Origin of the sequence: Mesorhizobium sp. B2-2-4, from assembly GCF_006442375.1 — a bacterium.
Classification (GTDB): Bacteria; Pseudomonadota; Alphaproteobacteria; order Rhizobiales; family Rhizobiaceae; genus Mesorhizobium.
Genome location: NZ_VFWB01000001.1, coordinates 159,431 through 179,877 on the forward strand (window position 1 = coordinate 159,431; position 20,447 = coordinate 179,877).

General features: G+C 64.4%; 17 protein-coding genes. 9 read left to right on the forward strand and 8 right to left on the reverse strand.

Annotated features, from left to right (window positions below; translation table 11 throughout):
* Nucleotides 1-87 precede the first annotated feature (87 nt).
* Both FJ959_RS00845 and FJ959_RS00850 read left to right on the forward strand, forming a co-directional pair.
* Nucleotides 88-297 (forward strand): DUF680 domain-containing protein, encoded by a 210-nt coding sequence (locus FJ959_RS00845; RefSeq protein ID WP_140493372.1) that lies wholly within the window; start codon nucleotides 88-90, stop codon nucleotides 295-297.
* A 68-nt stretch (nucleotides 298-365) separates the two neighbouring features.
* Complete coding sequence (locus tag FJ959_RS00850; protein ID WP_140493369.1) at nucleotides 366-1,325, forward strand: SDR family oxidoreductase; 960 nt, start codon at nucleotides 366-368, stop codon at nucleotides 1,323-1,325.
* A 56-nt stretch (nucleotides 1,326-1,381) separates the two neighbouring features.
* On the opposite strand, the gene FJ959_RS00855 is transcribed toward FJ959_RS00850, so the two are convergent.
* From FJ959_RS00855 to FJ959_RS00875, 5 genes are all read right to left on the reverse strand, one after another.
* Nucleotides 1,382-1,540 (reverse strand): DUF3309 family protein, encoded by a 159-nt coding sequence (locus FJ959_RS00855; protein WP_140493366.1) that lies wholly within the window; start codon nucleotides 1,538-1,540, stop codon nucleotides 1,382-1,384.
* Between the two features lie 97 nt (nucleotides 1,541-1,637).
* Entirely contained in the window at nucleotides 1,638-4,814 is a 3,177-nt protein-coding gene (locus FJ959_RS00860) for an efflux RND transporter permease subunit (RefSeq protein WP_140627970.1), read from the reverse strand.
* Nucleotides 4,815-4,889: 75 nt separating this feature from the next.
* Nucleotides 4,890-6,065 carry an efflux RND transporter periplasmic adaptor subunit gene (locus tag FJ959_RS00865; RefSeq protein ID WP_140493360.1) on the reverse strand — a complete coding sequence of 392 codons (1,176 nt, stop codon included), beginning with the start codon at nucleotides 6,063-6,065 and terminating at the stop codon, nucleotides 4,890-4,892.
* A gap of 773 nt (nucleotides 6,066-6,838) precedes the next feature.
* The gene (locus FJ959_RS00870) at nucleotides 6,839-7,969 is read right to left on the reverse strand and encodes a patatin-like phospholipase family protein (RefSeq protein WP_140627973.1); all 1,131 of its coding nucleotides are present in this window, start codon (nucleotides 7,967-7,969) and stop codon (nucleotides 6,839-6,841) included.
* 214 nt (nucleotides 7,970-8,183) lie between these two features.
* Nucleotides 8,184-9,272 (reverse strand): citrate synthase/methylcitrate synthase, encoded by a 1,089-nt coding sequence (locus tag FJ959_RS00875; protein ID WP_140627975.1) that lies wholly within the window; start codon nucleotides 9,270-9,272, stop codon nucleotides 8,184-8,186.
* A 91-nt stretch (nucleotides 9,273-9,363) separates the two neighbouring features.
* Between FJ959_RS00875 and FJ959_RS00880 the strand changes: the two genes are divergently transcribed.
* On the forward strand, nucleotides 9,364-10,506 hold the full coding sequence (locus FJ959_RS00880; RefSeq protein ID WP_140627978.1) for a citrate/2-methylcitrate synthase: 1,143 nt from the start codon (nucleotides 9,364-9,366) through the stop codon (nucleotides 10,504-10,506).
* A gap of 24 nt (nucleotides 10,507-10,530) precedes the next feature.
* On the opposite strand, the gene phaR is transcribed toward FJ959_RS00880, so the two are convergent.
* Both phaR and FJ959_RS00890 read right to left on the reverse strand, forming a co-directional pair.
* The gene (gene phaR, locus FJ959_RS00885; protein ID WP_140493348.1) at nucleotides 10,531-11,139 is read right to left on the reverse strand and encodes a polyhydroxyalkanoate synthesis repressor PhaR; all 609 of its coding nucleotides are present in this window, start codon (nucleotides 11,137-11,139) and stop codon (nucleotides 10,531-10,533) included.
* 117 nt (nucleotides 11,140-11,256) lie between these two features.
* Complete coding sequence (locus FJ959_RS00890; protein WP_140493345.1) at nucleotides 11,257-11,454, reverse strand: hypothetical protein; 198 nt, start codon at nucleotides 11,452-11,454, stop codon at nucleotides 11,257-11,259.
* On the opposite strand from FJ959_RS00890, the gene FJ959_RS00895 reads away from it, so the two are divergent.
* The 6 genes from FJ959_RS00895 (at nucleotide 11,435) to FJ959_RS00920 (ending at nucleotide 19,421) form a co-directional block, all read left to right on the forward strand.
* A complete protein-coding gene (locus tag FJ959_RS00895; RefSeq protein WP_140493342.1) occupies nucleotides 11,435-12,619 on the forward strand; it encodes an acetyl-CoA C-acetyltransferase in 1,185 nt (394 codons plus the stop codon). The genes FJ959_RS00890 and FJ959_RS00895 overlap by 20 nt on opposite strands.
* Before the next feature lie 119 nt (nucleotides 12,620-12,738).
* Nucleotides 12,739-13,464 (forward strand): acetoacetyl-CoA reductase, encoded by a 726-nt coding sequence (gene phbB, locus FJ959_RS00900; RefSeq protein ID WP_140627981.1) that lies wholly within the window; start codon nucleotides 12,739-12,741, stop codon nucleotides 13,462-13,464.
* A gap of 718 nt (nucleotides 13,465-14,182) precedes the next feature.
* Entirely contained in the window at nucleotides 14,183-17,515 is a 3,333-nt protein-coding gene (locus FJ959_RS00905; RefSeq protein WP_140627984.1) for a helicase-related protein, read from the forward strand.
* A 26-nt stretch (nucleotides 17,516-17,541) separates the two neighbouring features.
* The gene (locus FJ959_RS00910) at nucleotides 17,542-17,925 is read left to right on the forward strand and encodes an RNA-binding S4 domain-containing protein (protein WP_140627987.1); all 384 of its coding nucleotides are present in this window, start codon (nucleotides 17,542-17,544) and stop codon (nucleotides 17,923-17,925) included.
* A 208-nt stretch (nucleotides 17,926-18,133) separates the two neighbouring features.
* Nucleotides 18,134-18,472 carry a ferredoxin FdxA gene (gene fdxA, locus FJ959_RS00915; protein WP_140493333.1) on the forward strand — a complete coding sequence of 113 codons (339 nt, stop codon included), beginning with the start codon at nucleotides 18,134-18,136 and terminating at the stop codon, nucleotides 18,470-18,472.
* Between the two features lie 367 nt (nucleotides 18,473-18,839).
* Complete coding sequence (locus tag FJ959_RS00920; protein WP_006327799.1) at nucleotides 18,840-19,421, forward strand: CarD family transcriptional regulator; 582 nt, start codon at nucleotides 18,840-18,842, stop codon at nucleotides 19,419-19,421.
* 102 nt (nucleotides 19,422-19,523) lie between these two features.
* Here FJ959_RS00920 and FJ959_RS00925 read toward each other — a convergent pair whose 3' ends face one another.
* Nucleotides 19,524-20,432, reverse strand: a complete 909-nt coding sequence (locus FJ959_RS00925; protein ID WP_140624991.1) for a patatin-like phospholipase family protein — start codon at nucleotides 20,430-20,432, stop codon at nucleotides 19,524-19,526.
* Nucleotides 20,433-20,447: the final 15 nt, after the last annotated feature.

Below are 20,447 nucleotides of genomic sequence, written 5' to 3' on the forward strand. Positions count from 1 at the left end.
GGTCAATTTCAATTCATTGGTGAGGCAATCATATTCGGCCTGCAAACATCGATACGCCCTGCAACAAGCCAACCAGGAGTAACCCAAATGACCAAGATTGCACTCACCGCCGCTGCCCTCCTCATCGCCGCCAACGCCGCTTTCGCAAGCAGCGACAAGTTCGGCTCGAACAATGCCAGCCAGACGCCTGTCGCCAGCAAAGACAAGACGATCACCACATCGATCGAGAAGTCGAATGCAATCATCCGGAAGCCGGTCGTCCAGGGCAGCAACCGCGACCTCTTCGGCAACCGCTGAACAGACGCCGAGATATCCCCAAGGCGGTGGGCTTGTCCCGTCGCTTCACAGCAAACAGGAGACGAAGAATGACCAAGATTGCAATCCTCGGCGCCAATGGCCGGCTCGGCCGCGTGGTCGCCAAGGCCTTCATCGATGCGGGCTATGATGTCCGCGCCATCACCCGCACCGGCAAGGTGCCGGCTGAGCTTGCAGGCGCGACGGCCGTCGCCGGCGATGCGCTGGACGGCGAGTCTCTGATCCGCGCCACGCAGGGCGTCGACATCATTTTCAACGGCCTGAACCCGATCTACACCGACTGGGGCAAGTGCCTGCCGATGGCCGAGAATGTCATGGCCGCCTGCCGCGCCAACGGCACGCTGCATCTCTTCCCCGGCACCATCTACAATTATGGCTCGCCGATGCCGGCGGTGATCACGGAAGACACGCCGTTCCACCCGACAACCGAGAAAGGGCGGATCCGCTGCGCCATGGAGGCGCTGTTCCGCCGTGAAGCTGAGGCGGGTCGGGTGCGCACGATCATTCTGCGCGCCGGCGATTTCTTCGGCGGCACCGGCAACGGCTCCTGGTTCGACCTCGTCGTGGCCGCCAAGATGAGCAAGGGCATCTACACTGCGCCCGGCCCGGCCGATCTGGTGCATGAATGGGCCTATCTGCCGGATTTCGCTGTCGGTTTCGTCGCGCTGACGCGCAACCTCGACAAGCTCGGCTCTTACGAGGCGCTGAATTTTCCGGGCCATGCCGTCACCGACATCGAAATCAAGACGGCCGCCGAAAAGGCGCTCGGACGCAAGCTGAAACTCAGCTTCATGCCCTGGTGGGTGCTGCGCGCCGGCAGCCCGTTCGTGGCGATGTGGCGCGAGATCGTCTCGATGTCCTATCTGCGCTTCGAAGCGCACCGGCTGGCCTCGGCGCGGCTGAACGAGATCATCGGTGAAATCCCGCACACCCCTCTGAACCAGGCGGTGCACGAAGCCTTGCAGGATATCGGCGTCGCCGTCGCGCCGGCCTGGCACCAAGCAGCGTGATTGCCGAGCGTGCCGAAAAGACGGGAACGGCGGGCTCGGCCGCAAATCGTTGCCAGTCAGATCCGGCCCATCAGAAGCAGGATAAGCACCACGACGAGGACGACGCCGACGATGCCCGACGGCCCGTAGCCCCAGGAGCGCGAATGCGGCCATGCCGGCACCGCGCCGATCAGGATCAGGATCAGGATGATGATGAGAATCGTGCTGATCGTCATTTTAGAGCCCTCGCCGTCTGGTTGAATCCGAGGGAACAATGCAAAAGGCCGCCCGGTAGTTCCCGGGCGGCCTTTTGACCTGCCTTGCGAAACCGCTCTATTCGGCGGCCTTCGGGAAGGCGACTGCCGGCTCGGCGTCGCCATCGGCCGCTGGCTCCTGCGGCGAGATCTCTCGCTTGCCGCGTCGCAACAGCCGGCTGAACCACCCTCGCCGCGCGCCGGGCTTGACCTTGGCGCGGGTGAACACCATCAGCATCGACGGCGTCACCACCAGCGTCAGCACGGTGGCGAAGGACAGGCCGAACACGATCGCCGACGACAGCGAAATCCACCACTGCGTCGAAGGCGCGTTGATCGTCGTCTCATGATGGAAGATCTCGAGACCGAGGCCGAAGGCGATCGGCAGCACGCCGAGGATAGCCGAAACCGCCGTCAGCACCACAGGGCGAGCACGCTCGCGGCAGGTCTGCAGCACAGCTTCCATCTTGTCCCAACCCTCCTCGCGCAGCCGGTCATAGGTGTCGATCAGCACGATGTTGTTGTTGACCACCACGCCGGCCAGCGCGATGACGCCGATGCCCGACATGACGATGCCGAACGCCTCGCCTGTCAGAAGCAGGCCCAGGAACACGCCGATCGTTGCCATGACCACGCAGGACAGCACCAGCCAGACGCTGGTGAACTTGTTGAACTGCGCCAGCAGCACCAGGAAGATCAGGAAGATCGCCGCGCTGAAGGCCTTGCTGAGGAAGGCGCTCGCTTCCGCGCTGTCCTCGTTGGAGCCGGCGAGCTTCCAGCGTATGCCGCTGCCGAGATCCATGTCCGAGACCGCCTTGGTCACCTGCTCCTGTACGGCGGCGACCTGCGCGCCGGCGGCGACATTGGCCTGCACCACCACGGTGCGCGCGCCGTCGATGCGGTTGAGGATGCCGACCGTCGGCTCGGGCTTGCGCACGACGAAATTCGAGATCGGCACCGATCCTTGCGACGTCTGCACCCTGAGTTCGTCGAGCGTCGACAGCGTGCGCCGGTCTTCCGGAAGGCGCAGGCGGATGTCGACGGCATCGTCGGCGCCCGCCGGCCGGTATTCCGACAGCTTCAAGCCGTTGGTCACCAGCTGCACCACGGTGCCGACCGAGGTCGGGCTGATGCCGTATTGGGCGGCCTTGGCGCGGTCGACCTCGAGCGCCCAGTCGACGCCGGGCGGCGGCAGGCCGTCCGAAATGTCGATGACGTTGGGCACCTTGGCGATCCGCGCCGCCACCGCGCGCGCCTTGTCGTCGAGCCCCTTGGGATCGGCGGCCGAAAGCCTGATCTGGATCGGCTTGCCGGTCGGCGGACCTGCCTCCGGCACGCGCACCTCGACATCGACGCCGGGAATGCCGGCCATGACGCCGCGCAGGTCGCTGAGGATCTGGTTGGCGGACTTGCGCTCGCGCCAGTCGACGAATTCGTACTGGATCACGCCGACGACGTCCTCGGGAATGTCCTGGCCGCCGCCCTGAGTCTTGCCGGCGCGTGTATAGACCGATTTCACGCCCGGCCAGCCGAGCAGCCTGTTCTCCGCCGTCCTGGTGGCGGCATCCATCTCGGCCAGCGAAAGATTGCCGCGCGCATGCACGTAGAGCAGGCCGTAGTCCGGCTCGACGCTGGGGAAGAACTCGACGCCGGCGCCGTATTTCGAATAGGCGTAGCCGACGCCGAACAGCAGCGCCACGGTGAGCACCAGGACGGTGATCGGGAAGCGCACCGCCTGCTTGACGATGGCCATGTACCAGCCGTCGCGGTTGTCGTCCTCGTGATGCTTCGGCGCCTTGGCGAAGATCGCGCCCAGCGTCGGCGCGAACACCAGCGCATAGAGCATCGAGGCCGACAGCGTGACGATCAGCGTGATCGGCATGTATTTCATGAAGTCGCCGATGATGCCGGGCCAGAACAGCAGCGGCGAGAACGCGGCGATGCGCGTCATCGTCGCCGCGATAACCGGGCCGGCCATGCGCTTGGCGGCGAGCGCGAAGGCATCCGCCTTCGGCATGCCTTCGCTCATGCGCCGCTCGGCGAACTCGGTGACGATGATGGCGTCGTCGACCAGCATGCCGACAGCCAGGATGAGGCTGAACAGCACGATCATGTTGATCGTGTAGCCCATCATGGCAAGCAGCAATATGCCGATCAGGAAGGACGATGGTATGGCCAGCCCGATGAGCAGCGAGGCGCGGCCCGACAGCGCGTAGAGAATGACGATGAACACCAGGATCACGGCGATCATGACGTGGTTCTGGAGGTCACCCAAGAGCTGGTTGACGAAGACCGACTTGTCCTGCGTGTAGGTGACATGCATGCCTTCGGGCATCGTCTTGATGAAGGTGTCGGACACCTCCCTGACATGGTTCAGCGTGTCGATCAGGTTGGCGCCGATGCGCTTCTTCACCTCGATGGCGATGGCCGGCTTGCCGTCGAGGCGAGTGACCGTCTCGGCGTCCTTGAAGGTCGAGCGTATGGTGGCGATGTCCTTGGCCTGCACCACGGCGTTGGGTGTGGCGACGACCGGCAGGTTGGCCACGTCCTCGGGCGTCTCGATCAGCGACGGCACCTTGACCGCGTATTTGCCTTCCGAGCCTTCGAGATTGCCGGCGGCGACCAGGCTGTTGGAGGCGCCGACGCCTTGCATCAGCTGGTCGAGCTGCAGCCCGTAGGAGGACAGCTTCACCGGATCGATGACCACTTCGACCAGATCGTCGCGCGCGCCCTGCAGCGAGCCTTCCAGCACGCCCGGTACCTCTTCGATACGGTCGCGCAGTTCGCGCGCAGCCGCCGTCAGCACGCGCTCCGGCACGTCGCCCGACAGAGTGACGACGAGGACCGGAAACTCGGAAACGTTGACCTCGTTGACCGTCGGCTCCTCGGCCGCCTGCGGCAGGTCGGCCTTGGCGTCCTGCACCTTGCTGCGCGTGTCCTGGAGCGCCGTGGCCAGATTGGTCTGCGGCTGGAACTCGACAAGCACGTAGCCGCCGCCCTGGAAGGCGGCCGAGCGCATCTCCTTGAGGCCCTTCAGGCTCTTCAGCTTGCTTTCCATCGGCCGCAGGAGAAGGCGTTCCGAATCCTCCGGCGAAATGCCCTGGTAGATCAGGCTGATATACATCATCGGGATCGGAACGTCGGGTTCCGCTTCCTTGGGCGTCGACTGATAGGCGACCCAGCCCGCCGCCAGCAGGAACAGCAGGGCGGATATTGTGAGGCGGGCGTTGTGGATTGCGAGTCTGACGATATCCATGACTTGATGCCTGCTGTTTCTTCGGAAGCGGCGAACTGGCGGGAGGCGCCGGAGATCCCGACGCCGGGCTTTGCGCTACTGCGTACCGGCGGTGGCTTCGCCGATCAGCTTGTTGATGGTCGCCTGGTCGGCCTCGACGGGCTTGACGATATCGCCTTCCTTCACCAGTTCCTGGCCGGCGACAATGATGCGCGCATCTTTCGGAATTCCGCCGAGCACGAGACCGTTCGGCGTGTCGTCCACCAGGTCGATCGGGTAGAAGGCCACCTTGTCGTCGCTGCCGACGGCGCGGATGCCGAGATCGCCCTTGTCACCCAGCGTCACCACCGAACGCGGCAGCAGAACCGCGTCGGTCGGCTCGGCGCTGAGCGTGATCTCGGCCGTCATACCGGCGGGGATGCTGCCATCCGCATTTGGGATCGCCACTTCGACACGGAAGGTGCGGGTCTGGGAGGAGGCGTCGCGGCTGATATACCGCACGGTGCCGGTGACCTTCTGGTCGTTGACCAGGCGCACATTGGCCTCTTCGCCGATCTTGATGTAGCGCAGGTCGCGTTCGCTGATTTCGCCGCGGGCGATCACCGGATCGAGCTTGAGGATGGTCGCCACCTCGCCGCCTTGCATGACCGAGCTGCCGAGTTCCACCGGCACCCTGTCGATGACGCCGTCGAACGGCGCCTTGACCTCGTTGCGGTCGAGCTCAGCCTGCGCGGTCTCCAGCATCGATTGCGCCGAGGTCAAATTCGAGCGCGCCGTGTCGAGCTGCAGCTTCGGCAGATTGCCGGTCTTGGCCAGCCGTTCGGCGGCGTCGAGCTCGGCCTTGCGTTGCGCCAGCAACTGCTTGGCGTTGTCGACATTCGAGATTTTCTCTTCGGCCGCCAGCATCAGAACCAGATCGCCCGTCTTGACGTGCTGGCCTTGGCTGACCGGCAGTTTGTCGATGACACCGGCGACGCGCGTTGCCAGCACCGCCCGCTTGTCGGCCTCGGTCAACCCCGAAATGCGGATAGCGCGCGCATAGGTCTTGCGCGGCGGCGTCACCACCGCGACGGTGCGCGGCGCGGCTTTCGGCTCGGCTTGCGCCGTGTTCGGCTTGCCGGCCTCCGGCGTCTTGGCCTTTTCGGCCTCTGCCGCCCTCTGGGCGTCGGCGGCGGCACTGCCAACGGATGAAAACTCGCCCGTCGCCATCCAGGCGGCGAAACCGATGAGCACAACAATGGCAGCAAGCTTGTGAAACCTGATTTTCGGCATCGTCGTTTTTTCCACTGCGGGGTTTGGCCGGGACTGCGTCCTCCTCGAGGAGCGCGTCGCCGATATGGGTGCGCGCCAGGCCGTGTTCAAATTGCCGTGATCGGCGAAGCGCGCTTCTACATCAAGTTTGCAACGCAATATAGTCGGAAAGTTGCAGCAGCATTGCGAAGCTGGACAGAGTATAGCCGTCGCGAAGCATTTTTTTGCCCAACTAGGGTGCGGCTTGAGCGGGGCTCGTTGGCGACCGATGATCGGCCGTTGAAGGCCCGGTGCCGCCGGGCCTGCGTCTGCTCTCGGAGGCACGACGCCGGCGCGAGGCGATTTTCAACCCCACGCGGGTTTCGAGCACGATGATAACCTCGGCCTGACGGACCATCCCGGCGTGCGACATTTCACGCAACACACTGGAATTGCTTGAAGAACGGACCGTTCAACTCTGATCCAGATCGTCGTTCCCTGGTCAAGCCGGATGCTCCAGGAGCGAGGACGGGTCGCCTCGATGCGTCTGCTCCATCGCGTTCCGCCGTCTAGGCTTGAGACATGATATAGCCTCGAACAAAACGCCTGCTGGTGCTGTTCGTGGCAGTATTCCTCGCCCGCCAGTCACCGTTCCGGATACGGTCGAGGGATGGCGCCCAACAGCGGCGCCCGCACGACACTGGCAGCAGGCGTCAGCATGATGATGCGCGCCTCACACGCGATGGTTGTTGCTGGCGCCGGAAGGAACTTGCTGGCACCGCGCGGCAGATCACGCCCGTGTGACGGATGCGGGTTCAGGCCCGGCGACGCTCCGCTTCGGGGTTCTTGCGCGCGGCCAGGAATTCCTTCACCCGTCGGCCAGGTGCCGGACCCCGCACCGGCTTGAAGCCGTCGTCGAGCTCGCCGGAGAGGTCGAGCGTCGGCCGCTTGCCGACGGCATCGTAGTTCTCCTCCAGCCAATCGCTGGCAGCGGTGCGGCCAAGATCGCGCAGATAGGCCAGGAATGCCCATTCGGCATTGACCTTCGATGATGCCGACAGGTCCTTGAAGGCCTCATCGGCGTCGATGCGGTGCATGCGGATGTCCCGGTACTCGCCCCGCGGCAGGCGGCCGGCGGCGATCAGTTCCTTGACGAAGGCGATCGAACGGAATTCGCGCAGCAGCCCGGCGTTGAAGGTGATCTCGTCGATGCGGTTCTGGATCTCGTTGGCGCTTTTGGGCGTTCCCTCGCGCACGACCGGATTGATCTGCACCAAAAGCACGTCCTCGGTGGCAGCCGTCTTGAAGAACGGATAGAGCGCCGGATTGCCGCCATAACCGCCATCCCAATAGGGCACGCCCTTGATCTCGACGGCGCGGAACAGTTGCGGCAGGCAGGCCGAGGCCATCACTGTGTCGAGGTCGATCTCGCCATCGGAAAACACCCGTAGCTGTCCGGTCTCGACATTGGTGGCGGAAATGAACAGTTCCATCGACTTGCAGGCATGCACATTCTTGAAATCAATCTCCTGCGCAACGACGTCGCGCAGCGGATTGAGGCCGAGCGGGTTGGCGACATAGGGCGAGAACACGCGCGACATGGTGTCGAAGAAGACATAACCCGGCGTGTTCTCGATCGACCAATTGCCCCAGGCGACGTCCCACGGCATGCGCTGCACCGGGCTGAACCGGCCCTTCGCCGCCACCGCATGCCAGAAGTCGTCGAGCTTCTTGCGCGCGCCTTCGACGCCGCCGCGAACGAAGCCGTCGGCCAGCGCCACCGCGTTCATCGCGCCCGCGCTTGTGCCGGACACCGCTGCGATCTCCAGCCGGCCATCCTCCAGAAGCCGGTCGAGCACGCCCCAGGAAAAAGCCCCGTGGGAACCGCCGCCCTGAAGCGCGATGTTGATCTTCTTCTTTTCCTCCGCCTCGCCGTTCTTCGTCATGGCGTTCCTGTCGATCCGGTGCCTGACTTATTGCGCGCGCCCGGGAATCGGGGCGTCACCGTCACGGCAGACCTATGTTGCAGTGCAGCATATAAGGACACACCAAGGCAAGAACACGAGCACGGTCGCGTGATCGCATGAAATTTCGATCATGCAGAAACACCCCTCCGCCTCGCGACAGAAGGGTGGCGCATCTTCGAAACAGATTTGATGCTCAGGCGACGAGGTCCGGCATCGGTCCGACATAGCGCGACAGCGGCCGGATCAGCCGTCCCGTCGTCTGCTGCTCGCGCGCATGCGCGACCCAACCGGCGACGCGCCCGGCCGCGAAGACATTGCTGAAGGCTTGGCTGGGAAAACCCGCCGCTTCCAGCACCAGCGCGGTGTAGAACTCGACATTGGTCTGCAGCGAGCGCTGCGGCTTGGCAATCCGAAGCACATCGAGCGCCGTCTGTTCGACTGTCTCGGCGAAGGCCAGCCGGCGACCGGTCTCGCCCTCGCCGCCGAGCTGCCGCACCACCGCCTTCAGCACATCGGCGCGCGGATCGCGCACGCGGTAGATGCGGTGGCCGAAGCCCATGATGCGTTCACCACGCGCGATCTCGCCGCGCAGCCAGCCGGCGGCGTCGCCATGCGCCTGGATGGCGTCGAGCATCTCGATGACAGGGCCGGGCGCGCCGCCATGCAGCGGCCCCTTGAGCGCCCCGAGGCCAGCCAGCACCGACGATGTCAGCCCGGCCTGCGTCGAAGCGACGATGCGCGTGGCGAAGGTCGAGGCATTGAGGCCGTGGTCGCAGACGGTCACGAGGTAAGTGTCGAGTGCCTTTGCCAGAACCGGCGTCGGCACGGAACCGTCGAGCATCCTCAGCATATCGGCGGCATGATCGGCCTTCCCATCCGGCGCGACCGGCTGCTCGCCGCGCCGCAGGCGCAAGAGCGCCGGCGTCAGCACGGCGGGCGCCGCGATCAGCCGAAGCGCGTCCGTCAGCGTCTCGCCGTCCGGCAGCAGCGCCATGCCGGCGCGCATGGCGCTATAGACGTCGAGCGGCGCCAGCAGGGGCAGGCAAGACAAGAGCCGGTCGAACACCTCGACGCGCGCCTGGCCCAGTCTCGCGGCCAGTTCCGCGTCTCCGGGAAGGTCGTAGAAGAAGCCGTCGAAAAGCAGGCGAACGACCTGCGGATAGTTCCATCGCCCGGCCAGTTCCGGCAGGGAGTACCCCCGGATCGTCAAGCGGCCGCCCAGCCCATCCACGTCGGACAGCACCGTTTCCGCCGCCACCACATCATCGAGCCCGTTCGCCATGGCTTTGTCTCCTTGAGCTTTTCCGACACTAAGGATAAGGATGGGCAACACGCGCATCAATCTTGATCAACATAATCAATATGGGACCGACATGTCCGAATGGCTGTCGCGGGACGAGGCACTGGAACGGCTCAAGGTGCGGCCGCAGACGCTCTACGCCTATGTCAGTCGCGGGCGCATCGGCATGCGCCGGGACATTGCCGATCCACGCCGCAGCCAATATCGCGCCGACGATATCGCGGCCCTGATGATGCGAAGAGAGCGCGGACGCAGCCCATCGGCCATCGCCGAAAGCGCCATCGCCTGGGGCGAACCCTCGCTCGTCACCTCGATCTCGACCGTTTCGCACGGCCACCTTGTCTATCGGGGCCGCGACGCCGTTGCGCTGTCCGAACATGCCACGCTCGAAGAGACCGCCGCCGTGCTGTGGGCCCTGCCTGAGCCGGTGAGTTTCGAGGCTCCGGCCTCGGATCAATCCCAACAACTCGGCCGAGCCCCAGCCTTCATGCAACTTGCCATGCTCGCCGGCCAGGCGCGGCCTTCACTAGGGCGCGGCGCCGCCTCGCTGTGCGCCGACGCCGCGCGCGCGATCGGCGTGCTGGCCGGCGCTCTTGGCGCCTCGGCGGGATCAGATCCGGTGCACATGCGGTTGGCGCGAGGCTGGTCGGTGGATGAAGGCGGGGCGCAGGCTATCCGGCGCGCCCTTGTGCTGCTTGCCGATCACGAACTCAACGCATCGACCTTCGCGGCGCGCGTCGCGGCCTCGACCGGAGCCTCGCCCGCCGCCTGCCTGCTCGCGGGTCTGGCGACACTTTCCGGTCCGCGGCACGGTGGCGCCGGCGAGGCTGTGATGCAACTCGCGGACGATGCGGCGCGGCACGGCGCCGATGCGGCGATCCGGCGCTGGCTCGGCCATGACAGGCCTTTGCCAGCGTTCGGCCATCCGCTCTATCCCGAAGGCGATCCCCGCGCCACGGCGCTTTTGGCGGCCATCGACAACACCGACAGAACATTGCGATCGCTGGAAATCGCCGCCATTGCCGCGACCGGCGCCCGCCCGAACGTCGACTTTGCCCTGGCCGTTCTGACGCGCAGCCTCGACCTGCCGCGCGATGCGCCGTTCCAGCTGTTCGCGCTTGGGCGCAGCGTTGGCTGGGCCGCCCACATGGTCGAACAGGCAATGAGCGGCGGCAGCATCAGGCCGCGCGGTCGCTATGAGGGATTATTGCCGTAGGATCGGAAGAAAAGCGCTGCGCGCTCACGACATGGTGTCGAGCTTGCGCTGCATGGCCGCGATCTGGTCCTTCAACTGCTGCAGATCGTCGGGTTTTTCCGGCGTTTCCTTCCTGGCCGGTTCGGCGGGGGCCGCCGCAGGTGCCGAGCCTGCCGGCGGGAAAGGCGTGAACAGCCGCATGGCATTCTGGAACATTTCCATGTTGCGGCGCGTCTGCTCCTCCAGCGCCTTGATCGGCGTGGCCATCTTCATCATGTCGAGTGGTGACTTGCCGATGGCGCCCTTCATCTGCTCGCGGAAGCGCTCCTGTTCCTTGGAGAAGGCGATCATCGACTGTTCGAGGAAGCTCGGCACGATCATCTGCATCTGGTCGCCGTAGAAGGCGATCAACTGGCGCAGGAACGGGATCGGCAGCATGTTCTGCCCGTCCTTGTTCTCCAATTCGAAGATGATCTGGGTCAGAACCGGATGCGTGATGTCGTCGCCGGTCTTGGCGTCCTGCACCGTGAACTCTTCGCCCTTCTTGACCATTTCGGCCAGGTCCTCGAGCGTCACATAGGTGCTGGTGCCGGTGTTGTAGAGCCGGCGATTGGCATATTTCTTGATGACGATCGGATCGTCTTTCGCAGCCATCTGCATCCTCCCCGGACACCGGCGCGCCTGAGTAAGCCGCCGGTAACGATTGCGCCCGTTCAAAGGATATGCGCAAAAGCGTCACAATTCCAAGCAGTTTGTGCAGTGCGGGATTAATTATCGCTGCATGGCCGGTGAAATATGCTGCGCAGCAGCGGACAGCTTGATGTCGCGGCCATGCGCAGCTTGCTTGCGACGCATGGGTGCCCTGCCGATTTCCGGTTTGACTCGGGGTTGGGAAAGGGCAAGAAAAGTCTTCAATGACAGAACATCAGCTTGAAGTTTGGAGAACAGAATGCCCGCTTCCAATGCCATCGTCGTCGCCAGCGCGGCGCGCACACCGGTCGGTTCCTTCAACGGCGCTTTCGCCGCCACCCCGGCTCACGAGCTTGGCGCCGTCGTCGTAAGGGAATTGTTGTCGCGCGCCGGCGTCGAGGCGGCCGAAGTCGACGAGGTCATTCTTGGCCAGGTGCTGACCGCGGCCCAAGGGCAGAACCCCGCCCGCCAGGCTTCGATCCTCGCCGGGCTGCCCAGGGAGACCACCGCCTGGGGCCTCAACCAGGTGTGCGGCTCGGGCCTGCGCGCCATCGCGCTCGGCATGCAGCAGATCGCCACCGGCGATGCCAAGGTGGTTGTCGCCGGCGGCCAGGAATCGATGTCGATGTCGCCGCACGCCCAGCATCTGCGCGCTGGCGTCAAGATGGGCGACTACAAGATGATCGACACCATGATCAAGGATGGACTGTGGGATGCCTTTAATGGCTATCACATGGGCAACACGGCCGAGAACGTCGCCCGCCAGTTCCAGATCACCCGCGAGGACCAGGACCAGTTCGCGCTGGCCTCGCAGAACAAGGCCGAGGCCGCGCAGAAGGCCGGCCGGTTCAAGGACGAGATCGTCGCCTTCACCATCAAGGGCAAGAAGGGCGATACAATTGTCGACCAGGACGAATACATCCGCCATGGCGCGACGCTGGATGCCATGACCAAACTGAAGCCGGCCTTCGACAAGGACGGCACTGTGACCGCCGCCAATGCCTCCGGCATCAACGACGGCGCCGCCGGCGCGCTTTTGATGAGCGAAGCGGAAGCTGCCAGGCGGGGCATCACCCCGCTGGCGCGCATCGTCTCCTGGGCGACCGCGGGCGTTGACCCGGCGATCATGGGCACCGGTCCGATTCCCGCCTCGCGAAAAGCGCTGGAAAAGGCCGGCTGGTCGGTCGGCGATCTCGACCTGATCGAGGCCAACGAGGCTTTCGCCGCGCAGGCCTGCGCGGTCAACAAGGACATGGGCTGGGATCCCTCGATCGTCAACGTCAATGGCGGCGCCATCGCCATCGGTCATCCGATCGGCGCCTCTGGCGCGCGCATTTTCAACACGCTGGTCCACGAGATGCGCCGAAGAGGTGCCAAGAAGGGTCTCTCCACCCTGTGCATCGGCGGCGGCATGGGCGTCGCCATGTGCGTCGAAGCGCTCTAAAAGAGAAGTGAATGGGGAGTAGCGAATAGGGAAGAACGGCGTCGGCGCAATGGGATATCTGATCCCTGCTCGTCATTCGCTACTCCCTGTTCACTCTCCCAACCAAAGGGAGGGAGCGCATGACCAAGGTTGCAATCGTCACGGGCGGATCGCGCGGCATCGGCGCGGCAATATCGATGGCGCTGAAGGAAGCCGGCTATTCGGTTGCCGCCAACTACGCCGGCAATGATGAGGCGGCGAGCAAGTTCACGGCCACAACCGGCATCAAGACCTACAAATGGTCGGTCGCCGACTACGACGCCTGCGCCGCCGGCATCAAGCAGGTCGAGGCCGATCTGGGCCCGGTCGCGGTGCTGGTCAACAATGCCGGCATCACGCGCGACGCAATGTTCCACAAGCTGACGCGTGAGCAGTGGAAGGAGGTCATCGACACCAATCTCTCCGGCGTTTTCAACATGACGCATCCGCTGTGGAGCGGCATGCGCGACCGCAAGTTCGGCCGCGTCATCACCATCTCCTCCATCAATGGCCAGAAGGGCCAGGCCGGCCAGGTCAACTACTCCGCGGCCAAGGCCGGCGACATCGGTTTCTCGAAGGCTCTGGCCCAGGAAGGAGCCCGCGCGGGCATCACCGTCAACATCATCTGCCCAGGCTATATCGCCACCGAAATGGTCCGGGCGATCGACGAGAAGGTGCTCAACGAACGCATCATCCCGCAAATCCCGGTCGGGCGCCTCGGCGAGCCGGAGGAGATCGCGCGCTGCGTCGTCTTCCTCGCCTCCGAGGACGCCGGCTTCATCACGGGATCGACCATCACCGCCAATGGCGGCCAGTACTTCGCCTGAGGTCTCGCCGGGCTGCCGGCTTCCCGGTGCCGATTGAAAGGGGGCTCGTTCGCCATCCGCTTCGGATGTCCGTGACGCCGTCCGATGACGGCTGTCGGTCTGCTGTTCCAATCCGGCACGCAAAGGTTAATGGCGGCAGCGGGTATTGTGCAAAACTACCTGGACAAGCTGTGCATTGTCGGTGGAAAACCTGTGCGCAACACTACATCTTGTCGTGAACAAACAGGGAAAATCCCGACATCGCCGATTCGTCGCCCTTTCGTTCCATGTTTGGCCGCAATGTTAACGAGAGCAGTCGCAATCGCCTGTCAAACTGTTAATTTCTATTAAGAAAGTTCAACAATTTCATAAGCTTGGATGAAGCAAGGCGGGCTGCCACACGGCTTTGCCGGCGAAAGTTAACGGCGGCTCTCGCCTAGCATGAAACGGGCCAATTCCGTGATTCAGCATGTGGTGAGAATCATCAGCCACAACTCCACATCTAGCCGTGAACAAAACATGAATCCGGGCGAGTCAGCGATTCGTCGCCGATTCGTTCCAGACTCGTTCCAACCCTTAATCAGCAGCCGAACCGAAGCTTGACGAAGGCGGCTTCGAGCCGCCAGCGGAACATTCCGCTTTCGCTTCGCGCCTGAAATCCCTATGTGTCGCCTGTCATACGCGCCACCCGAGGCGTGCTCCCGACAATGAGAGGCCAGAAAGCCTTATTTCCGAGCCGATGAACATCCATCCGAAACCCACCGAGCCGCTGATCCTGTCGGGTCGCGACGTGACTGCCGTGCTTGGGCCGACCAACACAGGCAAGACCCATCTCGCCATCGAGCGCATGGTGGCGCATGAAAGCGGCATCATCGGCCTGCCGCTCAGGCTCTTGGCGCGAGAGGTCTATACCCGCGTCTGCGAAAAGGTCGGTGCCCACAAGGTGGCGCTCATCACCGGCGAGGAGAAGATCCAGCCGCCAGGCGCCAGATATTCGGTCTGTACCGTCGAAGCCATGCCGCGCGAGACCGATGCCGCCTTCGTCGCCATCGACGAGGTGCAGCTTGCCGGGGACCTCGAGCGCGGCCACATCTTCACCGACCGCATCCTGCATCTGCGCGGCCGCCAGGAGACGCTGCTGCTCGGCGCCGCCACCATGCACGGCATCTTGCAGCGCCTGTTGAAAGGCGTCTCGGTGGTGACACGACCGCGGCTGTCACATCTGGCCTATGCCGGTTCGAAGAAGCTGACCCGCTTGCCCCGGCGCACAGCGATCGTCGCCTTCTCCGCCGACGAGGTCTATGCCATCGCCGAACTGATCCGCCGCCAGCAGGGCGGTGCGGCCGTCGTGCTTGGCGCGCTCTCGCCCCGCACCCGCAACGCCCAGGTGGCGCTGTTTCAGTCGGGCGACGTCGATTATCTCGTCGCCACCGATGCCATCGGCATGGGCCTTAACCTCGATCTCGACCATGTCGCCTTCGCCCAGAACCGCAAGTTCGACGGCTATCAGTATCGCAACCTGACGGCGGCCGAACTTGGCCAGATCGCCGGGCGCGCCGGCCGGCACCTGCGCGACGGCACCTTTGGCGTCACCGGCCAGGTCGACCCGCTGGACGAGGAATTGGTCAAGAAGATCGAAAGCCACGACTTCGACCCCGTGAAGGTTCTGCAGTGGCGCACAGCGCGTTTCAATTTCGCCAGCCTCGACGCGCTGAAGCGCTCGATCGAGACCAATGCCCCGGTGGAGGGCCTGACCCGTGCGCTGCCGGCAGTCGATGCGCAGGCGCTTGAGCACCTGTCGCGTGACGAGGACATCAGGGCGCTCGCCACCGACGCAAGGCGCGTCGCGCTGCTGTGGGAGGCCTGCGCGCTCCCCGACTACCGCAAGATAGCGCCGGCCCAGCACGCCGACCTCATTGCGTCGATCTACATGGACCTCGCCAGGCATGGCCATGTCGACGAGAATTACATGGCCGAGCAGGTGCGCCGCGCCGACACCACCGAGGGCGACATCGATACGCTGTCGCATCGCATCGCCCAGATCCGCACCTGGACATTCGTGTCGAACCGGCCCGGCTGGCTGGCCGATCAGGCACACTGGCAGGAAAAGACGCGCGAAATCGAAGACAGATTGTCGGATGCGCTGCATGAGCGGTTGACGAAACGCTTCGTAGACCGCAGGACTTCCGTCCTCATGCGGCGCCTTAGAGAAAATACCATGCCTGAAGCCGAAATAAGCCCAACCGGAACCGTCCTCGTCGAAGGCCACCATGTCGGCGAGTTGCAGGGGTTCCGTTTCACCGCCGATCAGAGCGCTGGCGGCGAAGACGCCAAGGCCGTGCGCGCGGCCGCCCAGAAGGCGCTGGCGGCGGAGTTCGAGGCACGCGCCGAACGCTTCGGCGCCTGCGCCAATGGCGACATCGCGCTCGGTTCCGACGGCACGCTGCGCTGGATCGGCGCGCCGATCGGCACGCTTGTTGCCGGCGAGGACGCGCTGAAGCCGCGCCTGGTGCTTTTGGCCGATGAACAGCTGACCGGCCCGGCGCGTGACAAGGTCGCGGCGCGTGCCGAGCGCTTCGTCAATTTCCAGATCGAATCCCTGCTGAAGCCGCTGGTCGATTTGAAGAATGCCGAGCAGATATCGGGTATCGGCCGCGGCATCGCCTTCCAGCTGGTCGAGAATTTCGGCCTTATCAATCGCCGCGACATCGCCGAGGAGATGAAGTCGCTCGACCAGGAAGGCCGCGCGGCATTGCGCCGGCTGGGCGTGCGCTTCGGCGCCTATCATGTCTTCGTGCCGGCGCTGATCAAGCCGGCGCCCGCGGGATTGGTGACGTTGCTGTGGGCGCTGAAAAACGACGGCAAGGACAAGCCCGGCTTCGGCGACGTCGTCCATGCGCTGGCATCGGGCCGCACCTCGGTGGTCATCGATCCGGCTTTCGACAAGGCCTTCTACAAGCTTGCCGGCTACCGCAATCTCGGCCGCCGCGCCGTGCGCATCGACATTCTGGAACGGCTGGCCGACCTGATCCGCCCGGCGACCAACTGGAAGCCCGGCCTCGGCCAGCGTCCGGATGGCGCCTATGACGGCCAGTCTTTCATGGTGACGCCGCCGATGATGTCGATTCTCGGCGCCACGGCCGATGACATGGAAGAAATCCTGAAAGGTCTTGGCTACCGTGCCGAGCCGAAGCCGGCGGCCGAAGTCAAGGCACGGCTGGAAGCGCAGGACAATGCCGCCCGGGAAGCCGTGGCGGCCAAGCTGGCAGCGGAAGAGGCCGCGCGCGCCGAGCAGGCCAAGGCGGCGGAGGCGGCTGCGACGGACACGCCTGAGGAGACATCGGCGGAAGATCCGCAAACTGCGACTGCCCAGACCGCCGTCGAAATTCCTGCTGAACCCATTGCGGAAGCGGCCGAAACTGTTGCGGAAGAACAACCCGAAGTTCCAGCCGAAGCGACGCAAGAGGTTGCGCCTGTAGCAGAAGCCGTGCCTGAGACTTCTGCCGCCGAAAGCGCCGACGCTCTCACCTCCCCCTCGACGGGGGAGGTCGCGGAGCGAAGCGAGGGGGGTGACAGCGCCGACGCTCCCCAACAGGGACAGGATGAAGCCGGCGTGCCCGCCGCGGAAGCCGAAGAGCCTAAGCCGATCCTGTTGTGGCGGCAGGGTCGCTTCGACCAGCGGCCTCGTCACCGTCACCACGAGAACCGCGCCCGGCCGCGCAACGGCCAGGCGGCGCGCTCCGATGCCCCGGCGGATGCCGCTGTCGGCCAGCCCGGCACCCGGCCCGCCCATGAAGGGCGCCGCGATGGCGCCGGCAAGCCGCGTTTCGATCGCTCGAAGTTCAAGCCCAGGCCGCAAGGCGAAGGCGGGGAACGGCGGGAGGGAAAGCCGCAGGGCGAGCGTTCTGACCGCCGTGAGGGCCGGCCGGGCAGCAGGCCGGAAGGCAAGGGCGGCCCGCAAGGCGGCAAACCCTCGTTTCAGGCAAAACCGCGCGAGGAGCGCCCGGTGCGCTTCGATCCCGACTCTCCCTTCGCCAAGCTCGCCGCTTTGCGCGACCAGCTGAAGAAATAGCCGCACAGGATCCGATGGTCGCCCCGATGGCCACCGACCGCCAGCGTATCGACAAATGGCTGTTCTTCTCGCGCGCGGTGAAATCGCGCTCGCTGGCCGCCAAACTGGTCGTGGCCGGCCGGGTGCGCATCAATCGCGACAAAGCAGCGCAGGCCTCCGACCTGGTCAAGCCTGGCGACGTCCTGACCATCACGCTGGAGCGGCGCATCTTCATCTGGAAGGTGCTCGATGCGGGAAGCCGGCGCGGCCCCGCCGTGGAGGCACGCACGCTCTACGAAGACATGTCGTCGCCTGCCGCACCGACGGGCGAGGCGCCTCCCGACGCGATCCCAGGGCTGCGCGAGGCCGGAAGCGGCCGCCCGACGAAGAAGGAGCGCCGCGAGACCGACCGCTTGCTTGGCGACGACTGACCGCCGGTGCACGGAGGGAGCATGTATGTTCTTCCACGCCGCCGACACAACGGTCCGAGCACATGACCGATGCCCGTCATTGCCGACCCGTTGGAATTCCATTCCCGGCAATGCCGGCATGGCCGGAATGGCCGCCCTTGCAAGCGGGCGCCAAAGGCGTTACCTCACGGAAAAAGCCAACAAAAACGGGACGTCCCGGAGCAGATCGATGACCTATGTCGTGACCGACAATTGCATCAAATGCAAATATATGGACTGCATCGAGGTCTGTCCGGTCGACTGTTTCTACGAGGGCGAGAACATGCTCGTCATCCATCCCGACGAGTGCATTGACTGCGGTGTCTGCGAACCGGAATGCCCCGCCGACGCGATCAAGCCCGATACTGAGTCGGGCCTCGACAAATGGCTGCAGATAAACACCGAATACGCTGAGAAATGGCCTAATATCACCGCCAAGAAGGAGCCGCCGGCCGACGCCAAGGCCTTCGATGGCGAGGCCGGCAAGTTCGAGAAATATTTCTCGGCTGAACCCGGAGAAGGCGACTGACAGCGCTGCCGTTTCAAGCGGCATGACGCGGCGTAAGAGGTACGGCCTATTAACCGCCTTGACAGGCGGCGTGAACCTGTGGCCTTCGCTTATGCAGCAAAACCTTGATTCTTCCGACTTTTTGTGTTACATGAGCGAAACATGCCGGTGACACAACGTCGATTTATGGCGCTAACGCCCCAAATCACTGAAAGGTGAAAATCCCATATCGGACCAGAGCGATCTGGGCCAGGCGATCGCAATCATGCGGTTTGCCGGTCCCGGCTTTTCCGGTGGGTTCATCTGTTGTGCGGCTAATGATCGGTAACCCGATCGCGCGAGTTCAGCCGGCACCGCCGCCGGCCCACAACAAGGAGTTCAGGGCGTAATGGCAACGATCACCCCGCAGAAGAAGTCCACCGCTGCACGTCACGGTTTCAAGACCGGCGAGTACATCGTCTATCCGGCGCATGGTGTCGGCCAGATCGTCTCGATCGACGAGCAGGAAGTGGCCGGGCACAAGCTGGAACTGTTCGTCATCGATTTCCAGAAGGACAAGATGCGCCTCAAGGTGCCGGTCGCCAAGGCAACCTCGATCGGCATGCGCAAGCTGTCGGAAGAGGATTATGTCGAACGCGCACTGAAGGTCGTGCAAGGCCGCGCCCGCGTCAAGCGCACCATGTGGTCGCGTCGCGCGCAGGAATATGATGCCAAGATCAATTCCGGCGACCTGATCTCGATCTCGGAAGTTGTTCGCGACCTCTACCGCGCCGACAACCAGCCGGAGCAGTCCTATTCCGAACGCCAGCTCTACGAGGCCGCGCTCGACCGCATGGCCCGTGAGATCGCCGCGGTCAACCGCATGTCGGAAACCGAAGCCGTGCGTTTGATCGAGGTCAATCTCAACAAGGGCCCTAAGCGCGGCGCCAAGGCCGACAATGAGGAAGCCGAGCAGGAAGAAGCTGCCTGAGGCCTTGCGCCTTTTGAGTTTTTGAAAAACCCGGCCTTGCGCCGGGTTTTTTGTTGCAGGCAATATTTGGAAAGTTAGTGCACGCCACTCGGCGTGGAATCGTCACAGGAACGTTACGCGGGTCGCTTCCTTCTTGCCTTGGGCGAAACCGGCACGGGCCGCGGGGATGCGGGTCGCCAGATCCATCTGGTTGGTGCCCATTGCGGCGCGGGAATCGACGTCAGGCGTGATCACCACCACCTCGCTGCCCTGCTGGCGCAGGGCTTCGACCTCGCTTGCAAGGTCCGCGCCCGGCGGTCTGCGCAGGCCCTCGAACTGGCCTTCCGGTAGCGGCCCGCTCCGTCCGCTGAACGGCGAGAGCACGATCACGTTCGCATAGCCCGAGGCAAGGTCGGCATTATCGGCGGAGCGCACGCCACCGGAGATGTAGCGGACGCCATTGATGCTGTGCGTTGGCCCCGCACCGGGCAGCGCGGTGCTCGCGGTGGCCGCGTCAACCAGATCGACGCCGGAATCGCGGTCGAACGCAGCCAGTTCACCGGTAAGCGCGTCGACGGCCACCAAGATCATCGGCCTTTCCGGCCATTCATGGCGAGGCAATCTGGCGGCGACCAGCGCGCGCCGCTGTTTGGCCACTTCAGGTCCGAATTTGGCATCGCTCTCCAATCCGAATGCGCCCATCGCCCGCTGCAGATCGGCTGCCGAGGTAGCGGCGGCGGAAATGGAACGCATCCGCTCGAATACACTATCCATCGGCGGCAACGGCGGTTGACGGCTCGGTCCGGCCGGTTGAACCGGCAGCGGGGACAGCACCGCGGCCAGCAGCTCGCCCGGCGGTATGCCGCTGCGCACCTGCACTGCCGCATTGGCGCCTGCCGAGGTTCCGATCACCAGATCGGCGGCCTCGGTCAGATCGACACCAGTGTCGGCGAGGCCCGCGATGATGCCGATCAGCCAGGCATTTCCGGCGGCCCCGCCACCACCGAGAACAAGAGCAACGTTGCGAACCATCGGCCCCCACTATTG